Raw genomic sequence first — 22,767 nt, forward strand, 5'->3', positions numbered from 1 at the left:
CTTTGCCCGTCAACTATCTCAATGGCTTAGCGGGGCAGGTGAATGTTGAACTGCTCACGTATCGCCTTGTCCAGAACCGGATCGAACTGTGCCTGCGATGGCTCCGCGAGGATCTGAAGCTTGCGCGCAATGGCCTTGGCCACGAGATCAGGTTTGTCGATCTCCACCCATTCCTTTGGCGATGTGCGATCAGCCAGAGCCGGGTAGATATAGTCGGTCTGCATACGTCCCAATGTCTGGTCCGACCCCAGATAATGCCCCGGCCCGCCGATACAGGTGGCGCGGATTGTCTCCAGGCTGACCGAATCTTCGTCAACCTCGATGCCGCGGACGCAGCGCAGGGCCTGCCCGATCAGATCATCCCCGAGGATCAGCGACTCCAGACAGAAGCCGAGCAGAGAGGCGTGCATTCCGGCGGCCTCGTAAACCATGTTCAGTCCTGACAATCCGGCCAGAACGTTGGAGCACATCTGCTCCCAGCCGGCCTGCATGTCCGGCATCTTGGCATCGGCAATACCCGCTGCTGCGCCACCGGGCAGCCCGTAGAAGGCGTGCATCTGTGCACAGCCCGCCGATAGCAGTGCCTGTTCGCCGGAGCCGCCGGACATCGCGCCGGTGCGCAGGTCGGAGACAAAGGGCCAGGTTCCAAAAATCGCGGGCGCGCCGGGCTTTACCGCGTTGACGTAAACCAGCCCGGCGAGGCATTCGGCAACCGCCTGAACAATGGCGCCGGCAATCGGCGCAGGCGCGGTGGCGCCGGCCTGTCCGGCAGACAGCAGCAGAACCGGCATACCTGCAAGGATCACTGCCTCCATCGCCTGACAGCTTTCGGTGGCGAATTTCATTGGCGGCACAACAAAGCAGTTGGAATTGGAGACAAAAGGCCGTTCGCGCCAGGCCGCCTCTCCGCCCGCGATCATGTGCAGCATCTCCATCGCCGGCGCAACAAAGGCGGGATCCGAGAACGACGTCCCCACATGTTTGGTCGTGCCGGAGCAGCAGGCGTAGATGGTGTTCAGATCCATCTCGAGGTTATCGGTGATATCGCGCGCCACCATGGGCCGTTGCAGGAAGTGGATATTGTCCATCCTGTCGCAGATACGGGCGGCATCGTGCAGATCCTGAACGGTGCATTCGCGGTAGTTTCGCCCGTCGATCTCGACCAGATGGACCGCCGCACCCGCAGTGCCATAATGTACTTTGTTGCCAGAGAGATGCAGGTCGTTCTTCGGGTCGCGACCATAGAGGGTCACGCTGCGATTGGCGTTGCGAATTGTATCTTCCACCAGAGCGCGCGGAAACCGGATGCGGCCGTCCTCGCCCTGGATACATCCTGCGGCAGTCAGATAGGCCACACCGGTTGGTGGTGCATCTGCCAGCCCGATCTGTTCCAGCGCGTCCAGGGCCGCCTGATGAATGCGTTCGACGCCGACATCGCTGAGGGGGCGGTACTGCCCGCCTTCCAGTCCGGGGCGGACCGGGCGCAGGTGATCGGCAAGCGGCGCGGCACGGGCGGCACGACGGGCAGCGCGTCCGCCGCTACGGGCCGCACGAGGGGAGTTCGATTGATCTGTCATTGGGGTCTCTCAGGTTTTGGGGTCGGATCTGATGGGTTCAGATCCGCTGTGGCCGCCCCCGTGCCGCACGTCCGCGAGCCGCCCCGATCGTGCGGCCGATCAGGCTGATGATCCATCGCTCGCCTGACTGTGGTTCCATCTGGATGCCTGTCATGTCGACACTCCGCTTCACTCTGGACATCGTTGCACAGAAGGGGGGCGATTCTGTTCCATTTGCGACCAATGTGAAATTTGCGACAGAAATTTCACGCAGGTCTGGAATTCCCGACCGCTGGCAGCTGCGGGCGGGTTTGGAAAAAATCTAATTAATCAATGAGATTGCGATGCGGTTTTCATCTGCACCAAAGGCGCGATTTCGGGCAATCTCAGGACAGGATCATACTGAACCGAGTGTTAAACATTCTGGAGGATACTGGTCGCAGATGGGTCGTCACGCGCGCTGAAGCAGCGCGCAGCCAGAAAAGGGCAGAGCCGATGATACCGGCCAAATTACGCACCACGTTGAAGAACTGCCTGTCAGCGGGGCCGGCACGCCGGTCGGATGGTTCTGGCCATCTGTGGCGAGGGGCAGCCGCTGGTCTGGTGCTGAGCATCGGCATGGCGGGGCCGGTTGGCGCTGGCGATTGGAGCGGGTTCTTTCTGGGTGCCTCCATGGCTCGGGTGACCGGTGCCGCGTCTGACGGCGGCACCACCAGCGCGCCCGGTCTGCATCTGGGGTATGATCACGATTTCGGCCGCGTCATCCTGGGGGGAGAGGTCGAGGTTGATCGCAGCGGCGGGGCAGGCGACAGCCAGGCAGAGGATCAGACACACCGGATCAAGCTGCGGGCCGGATATGACATGGGCGAAACACTGGGCTATGTCACCATCGGATCGGCACGTCGCGAAACAGCGACAGACAGCGACAATGGCGCGGTCTACGGGCTCGGCGTCAGCTATTCTCTCAACCGGGCGCTGCGGTTGAGCGGCGAATACCTGCATCAGGACGCCAATGACGGCGCGGCGCTTCAGGCACCAGCGCGTGATATCCTGTCGATCCGCGCGTCATTTCAATTCTAGCGGCTGACACCCGCCGCACCACGCCCAACGTGTTTCCGCGCCGCGGCGGTTCCTGATCTCGTCAGGTTCGGCGCGGCAAAATCCACCCTTGCCGATCAGCATAGCGCCTTTTCGGGCATGAGCGGCAATTGGCCCGTTGGCGGTTGGGCGGGCGCAGTCTTGCCAGTCGGCAGATCCGCGCCTCAATCCTATCGGCAGGAACCTGCCCTGAGCCCTGATTTTGGGCCAATAGGCGCGCAAGATCTCCAAAAAATCCGCAGGGGGCTGGAACAAAGCGGCCGGCAATCTTCTTTAGGTGAGGCAGACGCGAGAGTAGCGCGTCCAAGCAAAGACAGATGTCGAAAGACAGACAAGGAGAAGTCGAGATGACTCGTATCGTATCCATGGCCGCTATCGCCGCCGCACTGAGCACTCCGGCCTTTGCCGGCAATCTGGAAGAGCCCGTCGTGGCACCAGCACCTGCCGCACCGCCCGTTGTGGTTGCCAATGACGGTGGTGACTGGACCGGTGCCTATATCGGTGGCCAAATTGGGCAGCTGGACGCAGACACCAGCAATGGCCTGTCGGGAGATGACGTCTCTTACGGTGTTCACGCCGGTTACAACTATGACTTCGGCCGCTTCGTGCTGGGTGGGGAAATCGACTATGACGCCACCGATGTGGATCTGGGCGGCGGCGCTGCCACTGTGGACTCGGTGATGCGCGGCAAGGTCAAGGCCGGCTATGATTTCGGCCCGGTGCTGGCCTATGTGACCGGCGGTGTGGCGCAGGTTGATACCTCCGTCGGTGATGAAACCGGTGAATTCTACGGCATTGGCGTGGCCTATCGTGTCACCGACCAATGGACCGTCGGCGGCGAAGTTCTGGAGCATGACTTCGACAACCTGGGCAGCACCGGCATCAGCGCCGATGCGACCACCGTGTCGCTGCGCGCCTCTTACCAGTTCTGATGTTATCCCCTCGGGGATGATAGCGGCGCGTCCATTTCGGTGGGCGCGCCGTTTTCATGTGCAGATACCCCGCCCGGATCCCCCCGTACCCGCGGTGTCCTCCTGTGGTCGATTTGCAGGCTTGGCGGAGCTATTGCCTTGTGTTATGCAAATCCCATGAACCGGCTGTGCAACATTATTACCTGCTGCATTACCTGCTGAAAAACTCAGCGGGCTGGTTTCTGTCGTTCCCTTCTTTTGAACAAGTTGCTAAGCCCGCGCTGCGCGCCGCTGATCTGCGGCACCCGTTGGGAGATTGGCCTGAGGCGCCCTTGCGTTCCGGTCAGACGAAGGATTTGTGATGACGACGATCAAGCTGCACAACACACGCACCCGCGGCAAAGAGGTGCTGAACCCGATCAATCCCGACGATGTACGCCTCTATCTCTGCGGGCCGACGGTCTATGATCGCGCCCACCTGGGCAATGCGCGCCCGGTGGTGGTGTTCGATGTGCTCTATCGCCTGTTGCGCCATGTCTACGGCACCGATCACGTCACCTATGCGCGCAACTTCACTGATGTGGACGACAAGATCAACGCAACCGCTCTGGCGCGCAAGGAGGCTGGCGCCCCCGGCACGCTTGAGGAATTGGTGCAGCAGCGGACCGAGGAAACCATCAGCTGGTATCTGGCCGATATGGCTGAACTCGGGGCGCTTGAACCGGATCACATGCCGCGGGCAACCGCCTATATCCCGCAGATGATTGACATGATCGAAGCGCTGATTGCCAAGGGCCATGCCTATGCCGACGGGGCAGGCCATGTGTTGTTCTCGGTCAAGAGCTACAAGGACTACGGCGCGCTCTCCGGTCGCTCAGTGGATGACATGATCGCAGGCGCCCGGGTTGAAGTGGCGGATAACAAGCGCGATCCGATGGATTTCGTATTGTGGAAGCCCTCCACCGATGAGCTGCCGGGCTGGGACAGTCCCTGGGGCCGAGGGCGCCCGGGTTGGCATATCGAATGCTCCGCCATGAGCCACGAGCTGTTTGGCGCGAGTTTCGACATTCACGGTGGCGGCAATGATCTGATGTTCCCGCATCATGAGAATGAAATTGCGCAAAGCTGCTGCGCCCATCCCGAGGGCGATTTTGCAAAAATCTGGCTGCACAATGAGATGTTGCAGGTCGAGGGCAAGAAGATGTCCAAATCACTGGGCAACTTCTTCACCGTGCGCGACCTGTTGGATCAGGGCTATCCGGGCGAGGTGATCCGCCTTGTATTCCTGCAAACCCATTATCGAAAACCGATGGATTGGACCGACAAGAAGGCAAAGGAAGCGGAGGCAACGCTGCGCAAATGGCGGGCGCTGACCGCGGGCATCGAGCCCGCACCCACCGCTGCTGCCGCGGTTCTGGAGGCGCTGTCGGACGATCTGAATACAGCGGGTGCGCTTGCGGAGTTGCACAGGCTGGCCTCGGCTGGTGCCGCGGCGGATCTACTTGCATCGGCCAAACTGATGGGCTTGCTGAGTGATGAGATGGGGGTCTGGGCGGCAGGTGAAGATATTGATTTAAGCGCCTATGAAAAAGCGCTTTTCGAGGCGCGAGAGATCGCAATGAAAACCAAGGATTTCGCCGAGGTCGACCGGTTGAAGACCGCCTATCTTACCGCAGGCGTCGAGGTGCGGATGTCCAAGGAGGGGGTCCAGCTGGTGCCGGGGCCGGATTTCGACCCCGAAAAACTCGGCGCGATCTAGCCCCCCGATACGGATCCTCGCAGGCGGGCGCCGGGCCCGCCTGCGCCAGATCCAACAGACAGCAGAGGCCCTCATGACGGGGCAACGACCATACTTTGCCAAGCCATGAGGCCAGCCATGACCAAAGACCGTCTTTACCTTTATGACACCACCTTGCGGGACGGGCAGCAGACGCAGGGCGTGCAGTTTTCCACCGCTGAGAAAGTTCGGATCGCAACCGCACTGGATGGGCTTGGGGTGGATTACATCGAAGGCGGCTGGCCGGGGGCCAATCCGACGGACAGCGGCTTCTTTGAAACCGCCCCCAGAACGCGGGCCACCATGACCGCTTTTGGCATGACCAAACGGTCCGGGCGTTCGGCGGCAAATGATGATGTGCTGGCGGCGGTGCTGAACGCCGGCACCGCCGCGGTCTGTCTGGTCGGCAAGAGCCATGATTACCACGTGACCCATGCGCTGGGGATCGATCTTGAGGAAAACCTCGACAATATCCGCGCCTCCGTCGCCCATCTGGTGGCCGAGGGGCGCGAGGCGCTGTTTGATGCCGAACATTTCTTTGACGGATACCGGGACAATCCGGACTATGCGCTTGCGGCCTGTCGCACAGCGCTTGAGGCCGGCGCGCGTTGGGTTGTGCTCTGTGATACCAACGGCGGCACCCTTCCGGCGGATGTGGGCCGCATCGTCAAGGAGGTGATCGCGGCAGGGTTGCCGGGGGAGCGTCTGGGGATCCACACCCATAATGACACCGAAAATGCGGTGGCCTGTTCGCTGGCGGCAGTCGACGCCGGGGCGCGGCAGATTCAGGGCACGCTCAACGGTCTGGGCGAGCGCTGCGGCAATGCCAATCTGACAACGCTGATCCCGACGCTGTTGTTGAAGCAGCCCTATGCCGATCGCTATGACATCGGTGTCAGCCGGGAGGCCCTGAGCACTCTGACGGCGCTCAGCCGGATGCTGGACGAGATCCTGAACCGGGTGCCGACGAAACAGGCCGCCTATGTCGGGGCGTCGGCCTTTGCGCATAAGGCGGGGCTGCATGCCAGCGCGATCCTGAAAGATCCAAGCACCTATGAGCATATCGACCCGGCGCTGGTCGGCAATACGCGCATCATCCCGATGTCCAATCAGGCAGGTCAGTCGAACCTGCGCCGGCGCCTGTCCGAGGCGGGCCTGAGCGTCGAGACCGGCAACCCGGCCCTCGCGCGTATTCTGGAGCGGATCAAAACCCGTGAGGCCGAGGGCTATTCCTATGATACCGCGCAGGCCTCGTTTGAGATCCTGGCGCGCGAGGAACTGGGGCAATTGCCCAGTTTCTTTGAGGTGAAGCGGTACAAGGTGACGGTCGAGCGGCGCAAGAACAAATACAACCGCATGGTGTCGCTCTCCGAGGCGGTTGTTGTTGTGAAAGTGGACGGCCAGAAGCTGTTGTCGGTCAGTGAATCCCTCGATGAGACCGGCAGCGACCGCGGGCCGGTCAACGCGCTGGCAAAAGCGCTGACCAAGGATCTCGGCCAGTATTCCAAGGCGCTGGATGACATGCGGCTGGTCGATTTCAAGGTGCGGATCACCCAGGGCGGCACCGAGGCTGTCACGCGGGTCATTATCGACAGCGAAGACAGCAAGGGGCGGCGCTGGTCGACGGTCGGCGTCAGTGCCAACATAATCGACGCCTCCTTTGAAGCGCTGCTGGATGCGATCCGCTGGAAGCTGCTGCGGGACACCGACACGGCGGGCGGCGCGGCTTGATGCTTGCATTTGACGATGATGTGACCGCCTGCGCCGATCTGGTGCAGAAGGGCGACCCGGATCGCTTTGCCACGGTGATGGCTGCGCCGGTAGAAGCGCGGGCGGCGCTGTTTACGCTCTACGCCTTCAACCTTGAGCTGGCGCGGGCGCCCTGGGCCTCGGCGGAGTCGATGATTGCCGAGATGCGCGTGCAGTGGTGGCGCGATGTCGGGACAGAGATTGCGGCCGGTGGGCCGGTGCGACGGCATTACGTCGCAACGCCACTGGGGACGGTGCTGCGGCCTGACCTTGCGGTGCATATTGATGCGATGGCAGAGGCGCGGCGCTGGGACATCTACCGCGACCCCTTCGAGGATGAGGCAGCGCTGGCGGATCACATCGACAAGACGACGGGCGCGCTCATGTGGATGGCAGCGGCGACACTGGGCGCGCGGGATGAGACGCTTGTGCGCCGCTTCGCCTATGGCGTGGGCGTCGCCAACTGGCTGCGGGCAATTCCGAAGCTGGTTGCCGAGAAACGCGTCCCGCTGCTGGATGGCACGCCGGAGGGGGTGCGCGCGCTGGCGGAGAGCGGTCTTGCAGCGCTGAAGGACGCTCGCTCCAATCGTGCTGCAATCGCAAAATCCGCCTTGCCCGCGCTGCTGCCGGGCTGGCAGGCCAGCGCGATGCTGCAACAGGCGGTGGCGGAGCCTCGGCGGGTGGCCGACGGGACCCTGGGCACCAGTGAGTTCCGCCGCCGTGCCAGCCTGATCTACCGGGTCTCCACCGGGCGATGGTAAGGCATCAGACGCCGGATAGGACCAGATAAGAAAGACGCCTGCGGCTCCCCGTCAGGCGTCTTTTCATGTCGTGCGGTCTCGGCTCGCCGGAGATCAGTGACCGTGAACAGGACGCGGTTTCAGCACCAACCACAACAGCGCGCCGCCCGCCAGCACCAGGAAGGGTGCCATCGCCATATTGACTGCGGTCCAGCCTTCGACCGGACTGCCACCAGAGCAATTCATCAACCCGCCCGAAGCCAGCGAGGCAAAGGTGACACCGCCAAAGACCAGCAGATCGTTGAGCCCCTGCATCCGGCCGCGCTCATAGCTTTCATGAGCACCCGCCAGCATCGTGGTTGCGCCGATGAAGCCAAAGTTCCAACCGATACCCAGCAGGACAAGGGCGACAAAGAAGTTTTCCAGATCAACGCCTTGCAGGGCAACAGCGCCAGCCCCGCCCAGGATCACAAGTCCCGCGCCGACGATTTTTTCGACACCGAAACGCGCGATCAGATGCCCGGTAAAGAAGGACGGTACATACATCGCCAGCACATGGGCTGTGACGACATCCGCCGCGCTGCCTTCGCTGAAGCCGCAGCCAACAACGGCCAGCGGTGTCGAGGTCATCACCAGGTTCATCAGCGCGTAGGACACCATGGCGCAGATCACTGCAACCGCGATGGTGGGGTTGCGCAACAGCTCCATCCGGCTGCGCCCTCGGGGCGCATCTTCGCTGGGCACCGGCGGTTTGGGGATTTTCAGGAACAGGAACAGGACTGCGCCCAGCACATTGACGGCGACCACGGCCATATAGGTGCCAAGGAAAGGGATCACAAAGGCCTGGCTTGTCGCCTTCACGATCTGCGGGCCGATGATCGCGGAGAGCAGACCGCCAGCCATCACATAGGAAATTGCCTTGGGCCGGAACGCATCAGAGGCGGTATCGGTGGCGGCAAAACGGTAAAATCCCTGTGCACTCATGTAGATGCCGGTGAGGAAACTGCCGAGGAGAAAGATCGGAAACGAGCCGAGGTAGAGCCCATAAGCCCCGATGACACCACCCAATGTGCCACCAGCGGCGCCAACAAAAAAACCCGCCCTACGTCCGTAGCGCTGCATGATCGCCGAAATCGGCGTTGCCGCCAGCATGGAACCGGCCACAATCAGCGAAATCGGCAGCGTTGCGAAACAGGCATTGCTGGCAAGCGATTGACCTGCGAGACCACCAATGGTGAAGATCATCGGCATCTGCGCACCCAGAAAGGCCTGCGCGAGCACGAGAATGACAACATTGCGCTTGGCGATGCGGTCGTCGGGGAGGGGGAGGCTGTCTGTCATGGCAGATGCGTATCCCCGAAAATCCGACAGGGCAAGATTGATGCTGCATCGGTGCGCTATGCGCGCGAAAAAGACGCAAAGGAGCGGTAAAATGACAGGATCGCAAACTCCGGTCGGTCAGTTTGGGGGTGACGCCCGGTCGGCCGCAATCGGGCGGATCATCACCAGCGATGCCTGTGTGCGTGAGGGCGCCCAATGGCTGGCCGCAAGCGACCCGCGCTTTGCCCGCGCGATCGACCTCTGCGGGCCCCTGCCGCTGCGCCGCAAACCGGAGGGTTTTGCCGAACTGCTCAGCGCGATTGTCAGTCAGCAGGTGAGCGTTGCCTCCGCCAATGCGATCTGGGGCCGGATGGTCGGAGCCGGGTTGGACACTGCGCCTGCTGTTTCCGCCGCCAGCGAGGACGACCTGCGCGCGGTTGGCCTCAGTCGTCAGAAGATCCGCTATGCCCATGCTCTTGCGGCAGCGGGACTTGATTTTGACGCGCTGCGCCAGCTCCCCGATGCCGAGGTGATCAAAATCCTGACACAAGTGTCCGGTATTGGCACATGGACCGCAGAGATCTATGCGATGTTTTCGCTTGGTCGGGCGGATGTCTTTGCCCATGGTGACCTGGCCCTGCAAGAGGGGGCGCGGATCCTGCTCGATCTGCCGCAGCGGCCAAAACCCGCCGAGATGCGCCGCATAGCTGAAGCCTGGTCACCCTGGCGGTCGGTTGCGGCGCGCGTGCTCTGGGCCTATTACCGTGTGGCAAAGGACAGGGAAGGGATCCGATGACACGAGTATTGACAGCTGAACGCAAGGCGCCCCTGTCGGGGCAGACACGATCTGTGGTGGTGTTTCTGCATGGCTATGGCGCCAATGGGGCCGATCTGCTGGGGCTGGCGGACCCGTTGGGGGAACATCTGCCGGATACGCTGTTTGTGGCCCCGGATGCCCCGGAGCGCTGCGCAGGCACGCCCTTTGGTTTCCAGTGGTTCCCGATCCCTTGGATCGACGGCTCCTCCGAAGAGGAATCGATGCGCGGCATGATGGCCTCCATCGAAGATCTGAATGCCTTTCTGGATGCGCTGATGGTGGATGAGGATGTGCTGCCGGAACAGGTGGTGCTGTTTGGATTCTCCCAGGGCACCATGATGAGCCTGCATGTGGCCCCGCGTCGCGAAGATGCGGTGGCTGGAATCGTTGCCTTCTCCGGCCGGCTGCTGTCGCCCGAAACGCTGAAGGACGAAGTTGTCTCGAAGATGCCGGTATTGCTGGTGCATGGCGACGCCGATGACGTGGTGCCGCCGCAATCTCTGCCAGAGGCAGCTGAAGCTCTGGGGGAGGCCGGATTTCAGGACGTCTTTGCCCATATCATGAAGGGCACAGGCCACGGCATCGCGCCCGACGGTCTGAGCGTGGCGCTGGCCTTCATGCGCGACAAGCTGAGCCTCTGATCCGCCAGAGCGGTTTGCCAGACAAAACGCCGTCGAAAGCCGTGCAGCCTAGCGCTTGCGCGGCTTTCGTGGTTTGCGGGGCGGCTTTTGCGGGTCTGACGGGGTTGTTTTTGCGCCTACCGCCTTGCGCCGGGCAATCGCCTGCCGGTTCGGGGCGGGTTTGGGTTTTGGCGGACCGGGGATGCTGGGCACCTCCAGATCTTCCCAGGTGCCGGGGCTGAGCCCGTCAAGAGTCCAGATGCCGATGGCCGCCCGGATCAGGCGCAGTGTCGGATGGCCCACTGCCGCTGTCATCCGCCGTACCTGCCGGTTGCGGCCTTCGCGAAGGGTGAGGGCGATCCAGCTGTCGGGTACGGATTTACGCACCCGGATTGGTGGGGTCCGCGCCCAGATTCCCTGCGGTTCGTCGATCAATGCGGCCTTGGCAGGTCGGGTCAGCCCATCTTTCAGCTCAACACCCTCTGCAAGCGCCTGAATGGCGGCCGCATCCGGTGTCCCCTCGACCTGCACCCAATAGGTTTTCGGCATCTTGTGCTGCGGATCCGAGATCCACGCCTGCAAGCGTCCCTGGTCGGTCAGCAGCATCAACCCCTCGCTGTCGCGATCCAGTCGCCCGGCCGGATAGACACCGGGCAGGTCAATCCAGTCGCTCAGCGTGGCGCGCGGGCTGCCCTCGCTGCCGCGGTCGGTGAACTGGGGCAAAACATCGAAGGGTTTGTTGAAACGGATCAATCTGGTCATCAGTCTGCAATAGGCAGCCCCCGGCAGGCTGGCAAGGGCAGCGGCGTTGCCGGCAGTGATTTCGCATAGGGGATTTTGCGACCGCCGACCCGCCAGCAGCTGTCATGCCGCTGTCACGGAATCATCCTACCGCTTGAGGCGAAGCGAGGTCAGTGCCCCGTTGCGATCATTGATAATGGGGGCTTGCCAGCTGACTGACACGATATATAGTTAAATCAAAGCAGGGGCGGGCTCCCCGCTCTGGTGTCGAAACGCAGGCAGACAGGGCGGTTGAGCCGTTGCAGAACATGCAGATCCATCAGCAAGAGATGACAGCATATGTCGCGCCTCCGGCGTGGACTGCAATCCGTGGTCCTGTTGCGCCGCAGAATGACACCGGGGTGAGGACGCGGCCGCAGACCGGGCTGCGAATACCTGTCTGGCCTTACCCGTGCCATCTGTCGGTATCCCTGCGGAGCACTGGCAGCAAGAAACCTGATTTGAAGACAAGCGCGTGGGCTCCACGCGCTTTTGTTTTTTTCAATACCGGGACGATCCGGCAGGCTGGAAACAGACTGCTGCGCCGTCCTGGGCAACGGCGTTGGTCCGGGCGCAGGCCACCGCTGTTGAAACGAGGAGGTGCAGTATGACCGTCGCCGTTGGTAATCTCAGAACATTGATTCTGAACGCGGATATGCAGCCACTCAGCTGGGCGCCGCTATCCGTCTGCAATTGGCAGGATGCTTTTGTCGCCGTCCATCAGGAGCGGGTCATACAGGTCAAAACCTACGAAGATGTGGCGGTTCATTCGGCCTCTGCCTCCTTTGAAGTTCCCGCCGTGGTCGCCCTCAAGCGGTATCGCAAGCGCAAGAAGGTGGCCTTTACCCGCTATAATGTCTTTCTGCGTGATGAATTCTGCTGTCAATACTGTGGCAAGCGCTTTGCTGCGAAGGATCTGACGTTTGATCACGTGATCCCTCGCAGCAAGGGCGGGGCCTCGTCCTGGACCAATATCGTGGCCTGTTGCAGCGCCGATAATCTGCGCAAGGGCAATCTGAAACCGCAGCAGGTCGGACTGAAACTGCGCCGCAAACCCTTTGCTCCCAGTCCGCATGAGCTGGATGCCATCGCCCGCCGTCTGCCCCGTCCGAAGCCTGAATTGCATCAAACCTGGATGGATTTTCTCTATTGGGATAGCGAACTGGACAGCTGAATCTCATCAGTCGTTCAAAAATAAACTAAGGCCCCGACCGGACAGGCGGGGCCTTTTTCCTTAGAATAGCAGCGAGGGACAATCCCGATCTCAGCCCTTGGCGCGCTGCACCATGCCGAAGAGATCGCGCGGGTCGTCCGGGTCGGCGAGCATGTCCAGCTCCAAAAAGAAATCCGTGTCCTTGATCCGGTCACGGATGTAGCGCAGGGCCGAGAAATCCTCGATTGCAAAGCCGACACTGTCAAACAGGGTGATCTGCTTGTCATCTCGGCGACCGGGTTTCTGGCCAAGGATCACCTGCCAGAGTTCCGTCACCTCAAAATCCTCCGGCATCTGCTGGATCTCGCCCTCGACGCGGGTTTGCGGCGGGAATTCCACAAAGACATCAGAGCGGGTCAGGATACCCGGTGCCAATTCGGTTTTGCCGGGGCAATCACCGCCGATGGCGTTGATATGGACGCCGCTGCCGACCATGTTGTCAGTGAGGATGGTGGCATATTGCTTGTCAGCGGTGCAGGTGGTCAGGATCTGCGCGCCTTCAATCGCTTCTTCGGGGGTTGCGCAGGACACCACGGTGAGGCCGCTGCCAGCAAGGTTGGCGGCACATTTCGCGGTCGCCGCCGGGTCGATATCGTAGAGGCGAACCGATTTCAGCCCGCAGATTGCCTGCATGGCGAGCGACTGGAACTCCGACTGCGCGCCATTGCCAATCATCGCCATTGTTGTGGCGCCCTTCGGGGCCAGATGTTTTGCAACCATCGCAGAGGTCGCGGCAGTACGCAGCGCGGTCAGGATGGTCATCTCGGTCAGCAGCACGGGATAGCCTGTGTAGACATCGGCGAGCAGGCCAAAGGCGGTCACCGTCTGCAACCCCTCTGAGGTGTTCTTCGGATGGCCGTTGACGTATTTGAAGCCATAGGCTTCGCCATCAGAGGTCGGCATCAGCTCGATCACGCCGACGTCGGAATGGCTGGCAACCCGCGGCGTCTTGTCAAACAGCTCCCAGCGTTTGAAATCCTCTTCGATGTAATCGGCGAGGTCCCTCATCACGGTGTCGATACCGATCGAGTGAATGAGGCGCATCATGTTGTCGACGCTTACAAAAGGCACAAGCGCCTTATCCGAAGGTTGGGTCATGACCGGGTCCTTTCACGGGGGCTAAGGTGGATGCCTGCCAGCATGCAGCGCATTGACCCGCCAGCGGTTTCAGTTGTTAGAATGGCGCGCCGCAGGGGCGTGCCGTACTCGGCGGGCGCAGCCTGATGCTGGCTCATTGATAGCTTCGCGTCGGACGATCAAACACGCGCCGACCCAGGGCTGAGGCACAGAGATCGACCATCAGATGGGCCGTGCGCCCGCGTTCGTCCAGAAACGGGTTCAGCTCGACCAGATCGAGCGAGGTCATCAACCCAGAATCATGCAGCATCTCGCAGACCAGATGCCCCTCACGGACAGTGGCGCCGCCGGGGACGGTGGTGCCGACAGCCGGCGCCACGGAGGGGTCGAGGAAATCGACATCCAGCGAGACATGCAACATGCCGTTGACCTCGGCCACGCGGTTGAGAAAGGCCGAGAGCGGACCTGCAATGCCGTTCTCGTCAATCTCGCGCATGTCGTGACGATGAATGTTGCTCGCCTCCAGCGCCAGCCGCTCCGGGGTGTCGACCGACCGTAGACCGATCATACAGACGTTTTCCTGCGGCACCGGGTTCTGCACCTTCGGAAAGCCCGCAAAATCCGGACGGCCGGTGAAATACCCCACCGGCGTGCCATGCAGGTTGCCACTGTCGGAGGTGGCCGGCGTGTGGAAATCTGTATGGGCGTCGAGCCACAGCACGAATTGCGGACGGCCTTCCTTGGCGGCGTGGTTGGCAACACCGACAACGGATCCGAGCGACAGGGAATGGTCTCCGCCCAGGAAAATCGGCAGGCCGTCCTTCATCGCTTCTTCTGCAGCGCGGATCAGGCGGTTGGTCCAGCCAATGGTTTCATTGCGGGCAAAGACAAGACCGTCATTGTGGTCGGCCTCATGGCTGGCCGGACGCAGGTTGCCCTGATCAATCACCTTGTGACCCAGGCTTTCGATGGCACGTCCCAGACCGGCGGTGCGATAGGCATCCGGCCCCATCAGGCACCCTGCACGCCGCTTGCCACTGTCTACGGGAGCGCCGATCAGAATACAGGTCTTGGATGTCACGCGCATATCTCCTCTGCGAAAAATGAATACTCTTAGAAAGCTCCGATTTGAGGTGGAATCCAGCAATCATTTCGCTCATATAGTAGGGCAAATCGTCAAGATGGAGATCAGATTGGACAAAACGGATGAACGGCTGATTGCCGCCCTGCGCCATAACGCACGCGCGTCACTCTCCGATCTTGCCTTGCAGCTGAACCTGTCTCGGACCACCGTCCGGGCACGGATCGAGCGGCTGCAGACCAAGGGCGATATCCTTGGCTTTTCCGTAGTGCTGAAAGAGGATGTGCTGCGCGACCCGGTTCGCGGTCTGATGATGATCGGTATCGAGGGGCGCGGCACCAGCCGCATCACCCGCCAGCTTCAGGGGCTGCCCGAGGTGCGGGCGATCCATACCACCAACGGGCGCTGGGACCTTATCGTCGAGCTGGGCACCGAAACGCTGGAAACGCTGGATGCCGCGCTGGCAAAGATCCGTACCTTTGAAGGTGTGGTCAGCAGCGAGACCAATCTTCTGCTCGCCACGAAGAAAGACAGCTGAAAAGGATAGATCGCCGCGTGGAGAGCTGCGGCCGGGGCCCTGTGCATCGGCTCCCGGTGACTGGCTGCACCGGGATCAGATCCGGTTTTTGCGCATGTGGTTGGCTGCGGCTATCCAGATCACCGCCAGCAGCAGCGAGGCAATCGCATTCCAGCTGGCCATCGACAGGCTGAACAGCTCCCACGGGACCTCGTCGCAGCGCACGAGCGGTGCCGACATGATCTGCTGCATCAGATCTTCGGAGCTCAGATTGCCGATCGGGCCGGAGGTGCAGGAGTTCGGACCTTCCCACCAGCCACGCTCAACCCCGGTATGATAGGCACCGATGGCGGCAGTCGCCAGCGCGGCCAGCGCGCCAAGGTAGGGCAGGATCAGCAGCGGTACCGCCAGTGCCAGAGCACCGATGACGACAGCTGCGCCATGCGGATAGCGCTGCCAGATGCACAGTTTGCAGGGGGCCATCTCGCCTAAGTATTGAAATCCAAAGGCACCAAGCAGCAGTGCAGCAGATCCGGCGCTGGCAATCAGGATGAGAATTCGGCTCATGTTTACAATACCTTCACTGCAAGAAACCCGCCGAACAACAACACCACAAAGACCGTAAAGACAAGCCCCAGCCGACGTTCGATGAAATCGCGGATCGGCGCGCCAAACTGCCACAGCAAGCCCGCAACCACAAAAAACCGCAGCGCACGGGCCAGAATGGAGGTCACAACGAAGGTTGCGATTGGCATCCCGGTCCAGCCTGACATGATTGTGATGACCTTATACGGAAAAGGCGTGATCCCGGCGATCAGCACCGCCCAGAACCCAAAATCATTGAAGCGGCTGTTGAATTCGACCATGGCATCTGCCTTGCCCATCGCGGCCAGCACCGGCTGGCCGATGCTGTCGTAGAAAAATGCGCCAATGGCGTAGCCGAGCAATCCGCCAGCCACGGAGGCGACCAGAGCCACCAGTGCAACCAGCCAGGCACGTGATGGGCGCGCGAGGATCATCGGGATCATCAGAACATCCGGCGGGATGGGAAAGACCGAGCTTTCGATGAAGGCAACGCCGGCCAGCCACCACAGCGCCTTTGGGTGGTCGGCCAAGGCCATCGTTCGATGATATAGCGCACGCAGCATCCTGTGAATCTCTCCCTGGCAATCCGCCCTGAGCGGTGCCACGTCGGGATGAGCAGGTCAACCACGATGGTTGCCCGCTAGACAGCCGTCGGCAGGCAGATGTTTTTTTGCCGCCAGCCGCGCGATTTGCCTATGGACCTCGGCCTTTGGCTTGGGTAGGAACGGGGCAGAGGCCCAAGTGGCGGAATGGTAGACGCAGGGGATTCAAAATCCCCCGCCTTTGCGGGCGTGCCGGTTCGAGTCCGGCCTTGGGTACCATAGATTTCAAGGGGTTACGTGATCAGTTCGCGTAGCCCCTTATCTTTTTAAAATCCGTATAAGCACAATGTAAGCACCGTGATTGCGTGTAAGTTGCCTGTTGGAATCAACGCTGATTTGCAAGCGGGATAGTCTTGCGGCATGGTTGCCGTGGATTAGTTAAAGGAGATTGCTGATGGCTGATGTAAAGCCGCGCACAGATGTTGCTCGTGTGGCGTATGAAATGGCTCTTATGATCTGGCAAGCAGAGCACGGCGAATACGAACGACCAAAGTTCGATGCTGCGCCCCAGTTTATTCGCCTGGTCGCGGAGTGTACTCGTGCACTTTCACATGACACTGGGTCGCTAAACCCGGAGAAAGTGCTTGTATCCAAGTAGGACGCGCGCCCCGGCTGACCACTGGTTTGCCGGGGCTGTCTTTGACAGCTTTATGAAAATGGGATTTTCAAGTGAACCCCAGAAACTTTATGATCGCAGCAGTAGTCGTTTGCAGCGCTATTGCTATTTATTACACAGGCTATGTTAGGAATGAAAACCGCTGTGCTGATGAGTTGCATGCAGGCATTGAAAGCGCCATGGCTACTATTGACCGCTGGCGCAAAGAGCGCCCCGACTATGTCACACAAACCGATGGCGAGTTGCTCCAAATGAAAGCCGACCTCGCGAAAGCCAATGTTACAGTTGCGGCAATGTCCATAGACCAACACCGGCATGCCTGCGACGTGTATCTTCGCGGGTTCACGCTTTCTTATAAGTGATCTTCAGCATAGAGACTTGATCCCCAGCGCTCCTGATCGACATGTGCCAAACTCTTTGTTAGGTTCGCAACTCATTCATTTGTCGCTGCGAGTGGTGAGGCAGCTCTAACGAACCCCAGATGAGCATCTGGGGCGCTAGAGTTTTGGTGAGAATGGCCGCTCTTCGCGGGCGGGCCAGGGGCTGGCGGCTATGGCATCCTTCAGGGCCTGATATATCTCCGGATCTATGGCCGTTCCCTGCATATCATCCATTATCTCAAAGGCCTTTTCCAGCGGCAGTGCCGAGCGATAGGGCCGGTCCGCGGTCAGCGCGTCAAAGATGTCAGCAACCGTCAGCACGCGCATGTCGGTGGTGAGATCGGCGGCTGCAAGCCCATGCGGGTAGCCTTTCCCATCGAGACGTTCATGATGGGCCGCTGCCACCTCCGCCACGTCTTCAAAGACCGAAATCCGCCGCAGAACATCGTGTCCCAGCACGGGATGCAGCTTCATGCAGGCGAATTCTTCCTCGGTAAGCTTGCCCGGTTTGTCGAGGATCGCATTGGATACCCCCAGCTTTCCCAGATCATGCAGAAGTCCGGCCCGCACCATCCAGCGACGATGCACCAGATCATGGCCCAACTGTTCACAGATCATGTCCGTGTAATGGGCGACCCGTTCGGAATGGCCGTAGGTAAAGGGGCTTTTTGCGTCGATAACCTTTGAAAAAGCGTAGGAAATTTCATCGAGATAGGTTTCATCAACCGTGAGGGTCGCCCGGGCGGAGCGATCCGAGAACACGCTCGCTTCCAGTCGACTGCTGGTCAATGCGTCATAGAAACCGGGGGATCGGATCACCCGGGTAAACACTGGAACGAGATCGGGATCGAACCAGCTTCCGGCACGCTCCTCCAGCTCTGTAGCGGCGGCTTTTGAGCCCATCTGCAGCGTGAACACATCGGTGACCTGAGCCATCAGCGCAATGCGCGAGAACAGCGGAATCTCGTCGCCGCTGATGCCGGCCGGGTGGCCGCCGCCGTTCCAATGCTCGTCCAGCCCTGCGATCCCTTCTGCGACCTGTTCGGAGAACCGCATCAGCCGGGCGATCTCCGCGCCACGATCGCAGCGGGTCTGGATCAGCTCAGTCGCCAGACTGCCGCTGCGGCCAATCACGCCGGTCACTGTTTTCAACCGCTTCAACCGGCTGTCGCCCTGGCCGGTATGGCGCAGGACAAATTCGAGCTTCTGCCGGGTGGTTCCGTCTACGAATTTGAAATTGCGTTTGAAGGTCAGATCATCCGTGCGGTAGAGCGCGCAGATGCGGGCGGCGTTTGAGCTACAGCCAAGATCCTTCAGAAGCAGGGTAAAGTAGAGATCAGCGCGATCCTCCTGCGACAGATCGAGGTAATCGGCGACCTGCATGCCGATCCAGCAGCATCTTACGCAATGACCCTCTGGCTGGCCTTCTGTAAGATCAAGCGCGTGGCTGAGCGCGCCGAGGAGTTCGCCTAGCTGGACGGTCTGGCCGCCAACCTTTGGGTATGTCACGCCATGCAGGACACCAGAGGAGACGGTCGCAACCGTCATCCCCGGACCCGGTCCGGACAGCGAATAGGGGGTCGGCGTGGCCACCATGACACGCATCCTTGTTCAAACGCGCGTCAAGCCTACTATCTTGGCCTTAATCTCAGGTTACCGCCCCGTGCGCGGCGCATTACGAGGGGCGTCGCCCGTTTGGCAGCTCTCTGTCAGACCTCTGACAGCCCCATTTCAGGCCACCCGATTGGCCGAGGCCCGCAGCAGCGTTTGCGTATAGGGGTGCTGTGTCTGCCCGGCGCGCATGGCATCAATGCTGAGCACCTCTACAATCTCGCCATGCTGCATCACCGCCGCGGCATCACACATATGCGCAACGACCGCGAGGTCATGAGACACCATCACAAAGGTCAGCCCATGCGCGGCACGTAAATCGCTGAGAAGGTTCAGGATCTCCGCTTGTACCGAGACATCCAGCGCCGAGGTCGGCTCGTCCAGCAGCAGGATATCCGGCCGTGGGGCCAGCGCGCGGGCGATGGCGACGCGCTGCCGCTGACCACCGGACAGCTGGTGCGGATAGCGAAAGCGGAACGACGGCCCAAGACCAACATCCTGCAGCAGCTGTTCCACCCGTGCATCGATGTCGCGGAACCCGTGCAGATGCAGTGTCTCCGACAGCACCTGATCCACGGATTGACGCGGGTGCAGCGAGGCATAGGGATCCTGAAACACCATCTGAACGGTCTTGTAGAATGCGCGGTCACGGGTCGGTCCAAGCCGTTTGCCCTCAACCGATATCTCACCATTCCACTGCGGCGCGAGACCGGTGATGGCTTTCAGGATAGTGGATTTTCCTGAGCCGCTTTCGCCGACGAGGCCGAAACTGGCGCCGGTCTCGACCGCCAGAGACGCCGATTTCACGGCATGGACCAATGCGCCACGGTCGCCGAAATAGACGTTTAAGTTATTGATTTCCAGCGCCATTGTCATCTGCGACCCTCCACGCTAGGCGCATCCCGCCAGGCGGGATCACGTTGCAGCACCTCAAGCCGAGGACGCGGAGCATCAAATCGGGGCAGGCTGCCGAGTAGACCTCGTGTATAAGGGTGCTGCGCCTCGTGCAGCTGATCGGCGTCGCAGACCTCGACGATGCGGCCTGCATACATGATCAGCACCCGATCACAGAACTGCGACACCAGATTGAGATCGTGGCTGATAAAGATCAGCCCCATGCCGCGTTCCTTCACCAGCCGATCCATGATCGACAGCACCTGTCCTTGCACCGAGACATCCAGCGCCGAGGTCGGCTCATCCGCGATCAGGATTTCCGGGTTTGGGATCAGCATCATGGCAATCATGATCCGTTGCCCCATGCCACCCGACATCTCATGCGGGTAGGCGGTCATCACGCGCTCCGGGTCGCGGATCGACACGGCCTCCAGCATTTCCAAGGCCTTGGCATAGGCCTCGGTCTTGGTGGATTTGCTGTGCAGGCGGTGGGCTTCGATCAGTTGATCGCCGATGGTCATCACCGGGTTGAGCGAGAATTTGGGATCCTGCATCACCATGGAGATCTGTTCGCCGCGAACCTTGCGCATCTCGCGCTCCGATTTTGCCAGCAGGTTCTCGCCGTGCAGATTGATGTGATCCGCCTCGACGATGCCGGGTGGCCGGATCAGTCGTAGGATGGCGCGACCGGTCATTGACTTGCCGGAGCCGCTTTCCCCAACGATGCCGAGCCGTTCACGGCCGAGCGAGAAGGACACACCGCGCACTGCGTCAAAGATGCCATTGCGGGTGGGAAACCGCACCCAGAGGTTTTCGATATCCAGAAGCGGGCTCATGAGGCGCTGTCCTTTGGGTCCAATACGTCGCGCAGGCCATCTCCCAGCAGGTTGAACGCCAGCGAAACGGCAAAAATGGCAAGACCGGGCATGGTGGCCACCCACCAGTGATCGAGGATGAACCGGCGCCCTTCGGAGATCATCGCGCCCCATTCCGGGCTTGGTGGCTGGGCGCCAAGGCCGAGGAATCCCAGACCGGCGGCGGCCAGAATAATGCCTGCCATATCGAGCGTCACCCGAACGATCAGCGAGGAGATGCAGAGTGGCCAGATATGTTTGATGATGATCCTGAGCGGGCCTGCGCCTTGCAGGCGGATCGCGCTGATATAGTCGGAGGAGCGGATCGTCAGTGTCTCGGCCCGCGCCATCCGTGCATAGGGCGGCCAGGCAGTGAGCGAGATCGCCAGCACCGCGTTTTCGATCCCGGCGCCAAGAGCAGCGACAAAGGCCAGCGCCAGCACCAGCCGTGGAAACGCCAGGAAAATATCGGTGATCCGCATCAGAATGATATCGGCCCAGCCGCCGACGTAGCCGGAGACGGTGCCAACCAGAAGGCCCGCAACCGGTGCAATCAGCGCCACCAGCGCCACGATATAGAGGGTGATGCGGGCGCCATGGATCAACCGGCTGAGGATATCACGACCAAGGGAATCCGTGCCCAGAATATGCCCCTCGCTGCCCAACGGTTGCAGCCGATTGGCGAGATTCTGCACATATGGGTCATGGGGCGCGATCACCGGCGCCAGCAGCGCGATGGAAATCAATAAAATCAGGATGGCCAGCCCGACCATCGCCATATGGTTCTGCTTCAGCGACAGCCAGCCCTGATAGAGTGCCGCCAGCCGGGCCTGACGCCGCGATCTCGGCGTGTCGGTCAGCAGCCAGGCGCGCAGGCCCTGCTGAGGGGCCGGGGTTTGCGATGACAGGCTCATTTCGACCTCGGATCAAAGACTTTGTAGAGAAGATCGGAGAAGATATTGAGGCAGATGAACACAAGCCCCACAACAACTGTACCGCCCAGTACCGCATTCATGTCAGCCGACAAAAGTGCGGTGGTGATATAGCTGCCGATCCCCGGCCAGGAAAAGATGATTTCGGTCAGAACCGATCCCTCAAGCAGATTGGCATAGCTTAGGGCGATCACGGTGATCAGCTGCACGCGGATATTGCGAAATGCGTGCGTCCAGACGACGGCCCATTCACTCATGCCTTTGACGCGGGCGGTGGTGATATATTCCGCCGAGAGCTGTTCGAGCATGAACGAGCGCGTCATGCGGCTGATATAGGCAAGGCTGTAATAGCCGAGCAGCGCGGCGGGCAGCACGATATGAGAAAACGCGTCTCGAAACGCGCCCCAGTCACCTGCAATCAGCGAGTCCACCAGGATCATGCCTGTGACCGACGGGATCATATCCTCGTAGAAAATACCCTGACGTCCGGGGCCGCCGACCCAGCCCAGAATGCCGTAGAACAGCAAGAGCCCCATCAGGCCGAGCCAGAAGATCGGCATGGAATAGCCCACAAGTGCAATCACGCGGGCAATCTGGTCGATCCAGCTGCCCCGGCGTACGGCGGCGATGACCCCCAGCGGCACGCCCAGAATGCAGCCGAAGAGAATGCCAATAGTGGCAAGTTCAAAGGTCGCCGGAAACACGCGCGCGATATCGGAGGAGACATCCCGCGCGGTCAGCAGCGAGGTTCCGAAATCACCGCGCAGCACATCGGTGACATAGTAGAAAAACTGAATAGCCAGCGACCGGTCCAGACCCAGCTCACGATAGGCGGCATTATACTGCTCCTCGGTGGCGCGTTCGCCCACGATGGCCAGCACCGGATCGATGGGCATCACGCGACCGATCAGGAAGGTGACGAACAAGAGGCCCAGCATGGTGACGGCGATGGACGACAGCGTCACCAGTGTGCCGCGCGCCCAAGGGGGGAGGGGCAGCCAGGGCCGCCGCTCCGTTTCTGTTGCGAAATTCGCCAT

General features: G+C 60.9%; 23 protein-coding genes and 1 tRNA gene. 12 read left to right on the plus strand and 12 right to left on the minus strand.

The window, feature by feature from the left end; all coding sequences use genetic code 11:
* Positions 1-26 precede the first annotated feature (26 nt).
* Positions 27-1,577: a trimethylamine methyltransferase family protein gene (locus VWZ87_RS05530; RefSeq protein ID WP_416534895.1), complete on the minus strand. Its 1,551-nt coding sequence runs from the start codon at positions 1,575-1,577 to the stop codon at positions 27-29.
* 474 nt (positions 1,578-2,051) lie between these two features.
* On the opposite strand from VWZ87_RS05530, the gene VWZ87_RS05535 reads away from it, so the two are divergent.
* From VWZ87_RS05535 to VWZ87_RS05555, 5 genes are all read left to right on the plus strand, one after another.
* Positions 2,052-2,636, plus strand: coding sequence for an outer membrane protein (locus tag VWZ87_RS05535; RefSeq protein ID WP_416534896.1), 585 nt, complete (start codon positions 2,052-2,054; stop codon positions 2,634-2,636).
* Between the two features lie 365 nt (positions 2,637-3,001).
* Positions 3,002-3,586, plus strand: a complete 585-nt coding sequence (locus VWZ87_RS05540; protein ID WP_340545653.1) for an outer membrane protein — start codon at positions 3,002-3,004, stop codon at positions 3,584-3,586.
* A 340-nt stretch (positions 3,587-3,926) separates the two neighbouring features.
* Positions 3,927-5,324, plus strand: a complete 1,398-nt coding sequence (cysS, locus tag VWZ87_RS05545) for a cysteine--tRNA ligase (RefSeq protein WP_416534897.1) — start codon at positions 3,927-3,929, stop codon at positions 5,322-5,324.
* 117 nt (positions 5,325-5,441) lie between these two features.
* Positions 5,442-7,073, plus strand: coding sequence for a citramalate synthase (gene cimA, locus VWZ87_RS05550; RefSeq protein ID WP_416534898.1), 1,632 nt, complete (start codon positions 5,442-5,444; stop codon positions 7,071-7,073).
* Positions 7,073-7,852, plus strand: a complete 780-nt coding sequence (locus VWZ87_RS05555; protein ID WP_416534899.1) for a squalene/phytoene synthase family protein — start codon at positions 7,073-7,075, stop codon at positions 7,850-7,852. Before cimA ends, VWZ87_RS05555 begins: the two co-directional genes overlap by 1 nt.
* A 93-nt stretch (positions 7,853-7,945) precedes the next feature.
* Here the strand turns inward: VWZ87_RS05555 and VWZ87_RS05560 are convergent, their stop codons facing one another.
* Entirely contained in the window at positions 7,946-9,172 is a 1,227-nt protein-coding gene (locus VWZ87_RS05560; protein ID WP_416534900.1) for an MFS transporter, read from the minus strand.
* 91 nt (positions 9,173-9,263) lie between these two features.
* Here VWZ87_RS05560 and VWZ87_RS05565 point away from each other — a divergent pair, with 91 nt between their 5' ends.
* Both VWZ87_RS05565 and VWZ87_RS05570 read left to right on the plus strand, forming a co-directional pair.
* Positions 9,264-9,947, plus strand: coding sequence for a DNA-3-methyladenine glycosylase family protein (locus VWZ87_RS05565; RefSeq protein ID WP_340545648.1), 684 nt, complete (start codon positions 9,264-9,266; stop codon positions 9,945-9,947).
* Complete coding sequence (locus VWZ87_RS05570; RefSeq protein WP_340545647.1) at positions 9,944-10,609, plus strand: alpha/beta hydrolase; 666 nt, start codon at positions 9,944-9,946, stop codon at positions 10,607-10,609. The genes VWZ87_RS05565 and VWZ87_RS05570 overlap by 4 nt, the downstream gene beginning before the upstream one ends.
* A 48-nt stretch (positions 10,610-10,657) precedes the next feature.
* Here VWZ87_RS05570 and VWZ87_RS05575 read toward each other — a convergent pair whose 3' ends face one another.
* Positions 10,658-11,350: a pseudouridine synthase gene (locus VWZ87_RS05575; protein ID WP_340545646.1), complete on the minus strand. Its 693-nt coding sequence runs from the start codon at positions 11,348-11,350 to the stop codon at positions 10,658-10,660.
* 625 nt (positions 11,351-11,975) lie between these two features.
* Here VWZ87_RS05575 and VWZ87_RS05580 point away from each other — a divergent pair.
* A complete protein-coding gene (locus VWZ87_RS05580) occupies positions 11,976-12,542 on the plus strand; it encodes an HNH endonuclease (RefSeq protein ID WP_340545645.1) in 567 nt (188 codons plus the stop codon).
* 90 nt (positions 12,543-12,632) lie between these two features.
* On the opposite strand, the gene VWZ87_RS05585 is transcribed toward VWZ87_RS05580, so the two are convergent.
* Both VWZ87_RS05585 and rocF read right to left on the minus strand, forming a co-directional pair.
* On the minus strand, positions 12,633-13,679 hold the full coding sequence (locus VWZ87_RS05585; protein ID WP_416534901.1) for an ornithine cyclodeaminase: 1,047 nt from the start codon (positions 13,677-13,679) through the stop codon (positions 12,633-12,635).
* Between the two features lie 133 nt (positions 13,680-13,812).
* Positions 13,813-14,739, minus strand: coding sequence for an arginase (gene rocF, locus VWZ87_RS05590; protein ID WP_416534902.1), 927 nt, complete (start codon positions 14,737-14,739; stop codon positions 13,813-13,815).
* A 112-nt stretch (positions 14,740-14,851) separates the two neighbouring features.
* Here rocF and VWZ87_RS05595 point away from each other — a divergent pair, with 112 nt between their 5' ends.
* Positions 14,852-15,277 carry an Lrp/AsnC family transcriptional regulator gene (locus VWZ87_RS05595; RefSeq protein ID WP_340545642.1) on the plus strand — a complete coding sequence of 142 codons (426 nt, stop codon included), beginning with the start codon at positions 14,852-14,854 and terminating at the stop codon, positions 15,275-15,277.
* A 75-nt stretch (positions 15,278-15,352) separates the two neighbouring features.
* On the opposite strand, the gene VWZ87_RS05600 is transcribed toward VWZ87_RS05595, so the two are convergent.
* Together VWZ87_RS05600 and VWZ87_RS05605 are read right to left on the minus strand one after the other, a co-directional pair.
* Positions 15,353-15,823: a disulfide bond formation protein B gene (locus VWZ87_RS05600; RefSeq protein WP_416534903.1), complete on the minus strand. Its 471-nt coding sequence runs from the start codon at positions 15,821-15,823 to the stop codon at positions 15,353-15,355.
* Between the two features lie 2 nt (positions 15,824-15,825).
* Positions 15,826-16,404, minus strand: coding sequence for a YqaA family protein (locus tag VWZ87_RS05605; protein ID WP_340545640.1), 579 nt, complete (start codon positions 16,402-16,404; stop codon positions 15,826-15,828).
* Between the two features lie 172 nt (positions 16,405-16,576).
* Here VWZ87_RS05605 and VWZ87_RS05610 point away from each other — a divergent pair.
* The 3 genes from VWZ87_RS05610 (at position 16,577) to VWZ87_RS05620 (ending at position 17,421) form a co-directional block, all read left to right on the plus strand.
* Positions 16,577-16,662: transfer RNA gene (locus VWZ87_RS05610), tRNA-Leu, on the plus strand.
* A 175-nt stretch (positions 16,663-16,837) separates the two neighbouring features.
* Entirely contained in the window at positions 16,838-17,041 is a 204-nt protein-coding gene (locus VWZ87_RS05615; RefSeq protein ID WP_416534904.1) for a hypothetical protein, read from the plus strand.
* Between the two features lie 89 nt (positions 17,042-17,130).
* Positions 17,131-17,421, plus strand: coding sequence for a hypothetical protein (locus tag VWZ87_RS05620; protein ID WP_416534905.1), 291 nt, complete (start codon positions 17,131-17,133; stop codon positions 17,419-17,421).
* Between the two features lie 135 nt (positions 17,422-17,556).
* On the opposite strand, the gene VWZ87_RS05625 is transcribed toward VWZ87_RS05620, so the two are convergent.
* The 5 genes from VWZ87_RS05625 to VWZ87_RS05645 all read right to left on the minus strand — a co-directional run bounded on the left by VWZ87_RS05625 (position 17,557) and on the right by VWZ87_RS05645 (position 22,767).
* Positions 17,557-19,035 carry an HD-GYP domain-containing protein gene (locus tag VWZ87_RS05625; protein ID WP_416534906.1) on the minus strand — a complete coding sequence of 493 codons (1,479 nt, stop codon included), beginning with the start codon at positions 19,033-19,035 and terminating at the stop codon, positions 17,557-17,559.
* Between the two features lie 135 nt (positions 19,036-19,170).
* Positions 19,171-19,926, minus strand: a complete 756-nt coding sequence (locus VWZ87_RS05630) for an ABC transporter ATP-binding protein (RefSeq protein ID WP_340545624.1) — start codon at positions 19,924-19,926, stop codon at positions 19,171-19,173.
* On the minus strand, positions 19,923-20,780 hold the full coding sequence (locus VWZ87_RS05635) for an ABC transporter ATP-binding protein (RefSeq protein ID WP_340545623.1): 858 nt from the start codon (positions 20,778-20,780) through the stop codon (positions 19,923-19,925). The genes VWZ87_RS05630 and VWZ87_RS05635 overlap by 4 nt, the downstream gene beginning before the upstream one ends.
* Complete coding sequence (gene nikC, locus VWZ87_RS05640) at positions 20,777-21,712, minus strand: nickel transporter permease (protein ID WP_340545622.1); 936 nt, start codon at positions 21,710-21,712, stop codon at positions 20,777-20,779. The genes VWZ87_RS05635 and nikC overlap by 4 nt, the downstream gene beginning before the upstream one ends.
* Positions 21,709-22,767 carry an ABC transporter permease gene (locus VWZ87_RS05645; RefSeq protein WP_340545621.1) on the minus strand — a complete coding sequence of 353 codons (1,059 nt, stop codon included), beginning with the start codon at positions 22,765-22,767 and terminating at the stop codon, positions 21,709-21,711. Before VWZ87_RS05645 ends, nikC begins: the two co-directional genes overlap by 4 nt.

It is taken from the genome of Phaeobacter sp. JH20_37 (genome assembly GCF_048056015.1).
Classification (GTDB): domain Bacteria; phylum Pseudomonadota; class Alphaproteobacteria; order Rhodobacterales; family Rhodobacteraceae; genus Phaeobacter; species Phaeobacter bryozoorum.

Bases quoted from the DNA above. Each gene is read 5' to 3' on its own strand.
- VWZ87_RS05530 (WP_416534895.1), bottom strand. From the start codon at position 1,577: ATGACAGATCAATCGAACTCCCCTCGTGCGGCCCGTAGCGGCGGACGC.
- VWZ87_RS05535 (WP_416534896.1), top strand. From the start codon at position 2,052: ATGATACCGGCCAAATTACGCACCACGTTGAAGAACTGCCTGTCAGCG.
- VWZ87_RS05540 (WP_340545653.1), top strand. From the start codon at position 3,002: ATGACTCGTATCGTATCCATGGCCGCTATCGCCGCCGCACTGAGCACT.
- cysS (WP_416534897.1), top strand. From the start codon at position 3,927: ATGACGACGATCAAGCTGCACAACACACGCACCCGCGGCAAAGAGGTG.
- cimA (WP_416534898.1), top strand. From the start codon at position 5,442: ATGACCAAAGACCGTCTTTACCTTTATGACACCACCTTGCGGGACGGG.
- VWZ87_RS05555 (WP_416534899.1), top strand. From the start codon at position 7,073: ATGCTTGCATTTGACGATGATGTGACCGCCTGCGCCGATCTGGTGCAG.
- VWZ87_RS05560 (WP_416534900.1), bottom strand. From the start codon at position 9,172: ATGACAGACAGCCTCCCCCTCCCCGACGACCGCATCGCCAAGCGCAAT.
- VWZ87_RS05565 (WP_340545648.1), top strand. From the start codon at position 9,264: ATGACAGGATCGCAAACTCCGGTCGGTCAGTTTGGGGGTGACGCCCGG.
- VWZ87_RS05570 (WP_340545647.1), top strand. From the start codon at position 9,944: ATGACACGAGTATTGACAGCTGAACGCAAGGCGCCCCTGTCGGGGCAG.
- VWZ87_RS05575 (WP_340545646.1), bottom strand. From the start codon at position 11,350: ATGACCAGATTGATCCGTTTCAACAAACCCTTCGATGTTTTGCCCCAG.
- VWZ87_RS05580 (WP_340545645.1), top strand. From the start codon at position 11,976: ATGACCGTCGCCGTTGGTAATCTCAGAACATTGATTCTGAACGCGGAT.
- VWZ87_RS05585 (WP_416534901.1), bottom strand. From the start codon at position 13,679: ATGACCCAACCTTCGGATAAGGCGCTTGTGCCTTTTGTAAGCGTCGAC.
- VWZ87_RS05600 (WP_416534903.1), bottom strand. From the start codon at position 15,823: ATGAGCCGAATTCTCATCCTGATTGCCAGCGCCGGATCTGCTGCACTG.
- VWZ87_RS05605 (WP_340545640.1), bottom strand. From the start codon at position 16,404: ATGCTGCGTGCGCTATATCATCGAACGATGGCCTTGGCCGACCACCCA.
- VWZ87_RS05615 (WP_416534904.1), top strand. From the start codon at position 16,838: ATGGCTGATGTAAAGCCGCGCACAGATGTTGCTCGTGTGGCGTATGAA.
- VWZ87_RS05620 (WP_416534905.1), top strand. From the start codon at position 17,131: ATGATCGCAGCAGTAGTCGTTTGCAGCGCTATTGCTATTTATTACACA.
- VWZ87_RS05625 (WP_416534906.1), bottom strand. From the start codon at position 19,035: ATGGTGGCCACGCCGACCCCCTATTCGCTGTCCGGACCGGGTCCGGGG.
- VWZ87_RS05630 (WP_340545624.1), bottom strand. From the start codon at position 19,926: ATGACAATGGCGCTGGAAATCAATAACTTAAACGTCTATTTCGGCGAC.
- VWZ87_RS05635 (WP_340545623.1), bottom strand. From the start codon at position 20,780: ATGAGCCCGCTTCTGGATATCGAAAACCTCTGGGTGCGGTTTCCCACC.
- nikC (WP_340545622.1), bottom strand. From the start codon at position 21,712: ATGAGCCTGTCATCGCAAACCCCGGCCCCTCAGCAGGGCCTGCGCGCC.
- VWZ87_RS05645 (WP_340545621.1), bottom strand. From the start codon at position 22,767: ATGGCGAATTTCGCAACAGAAACGGAGCGGCGGCCCTGGCTGCCCCTC.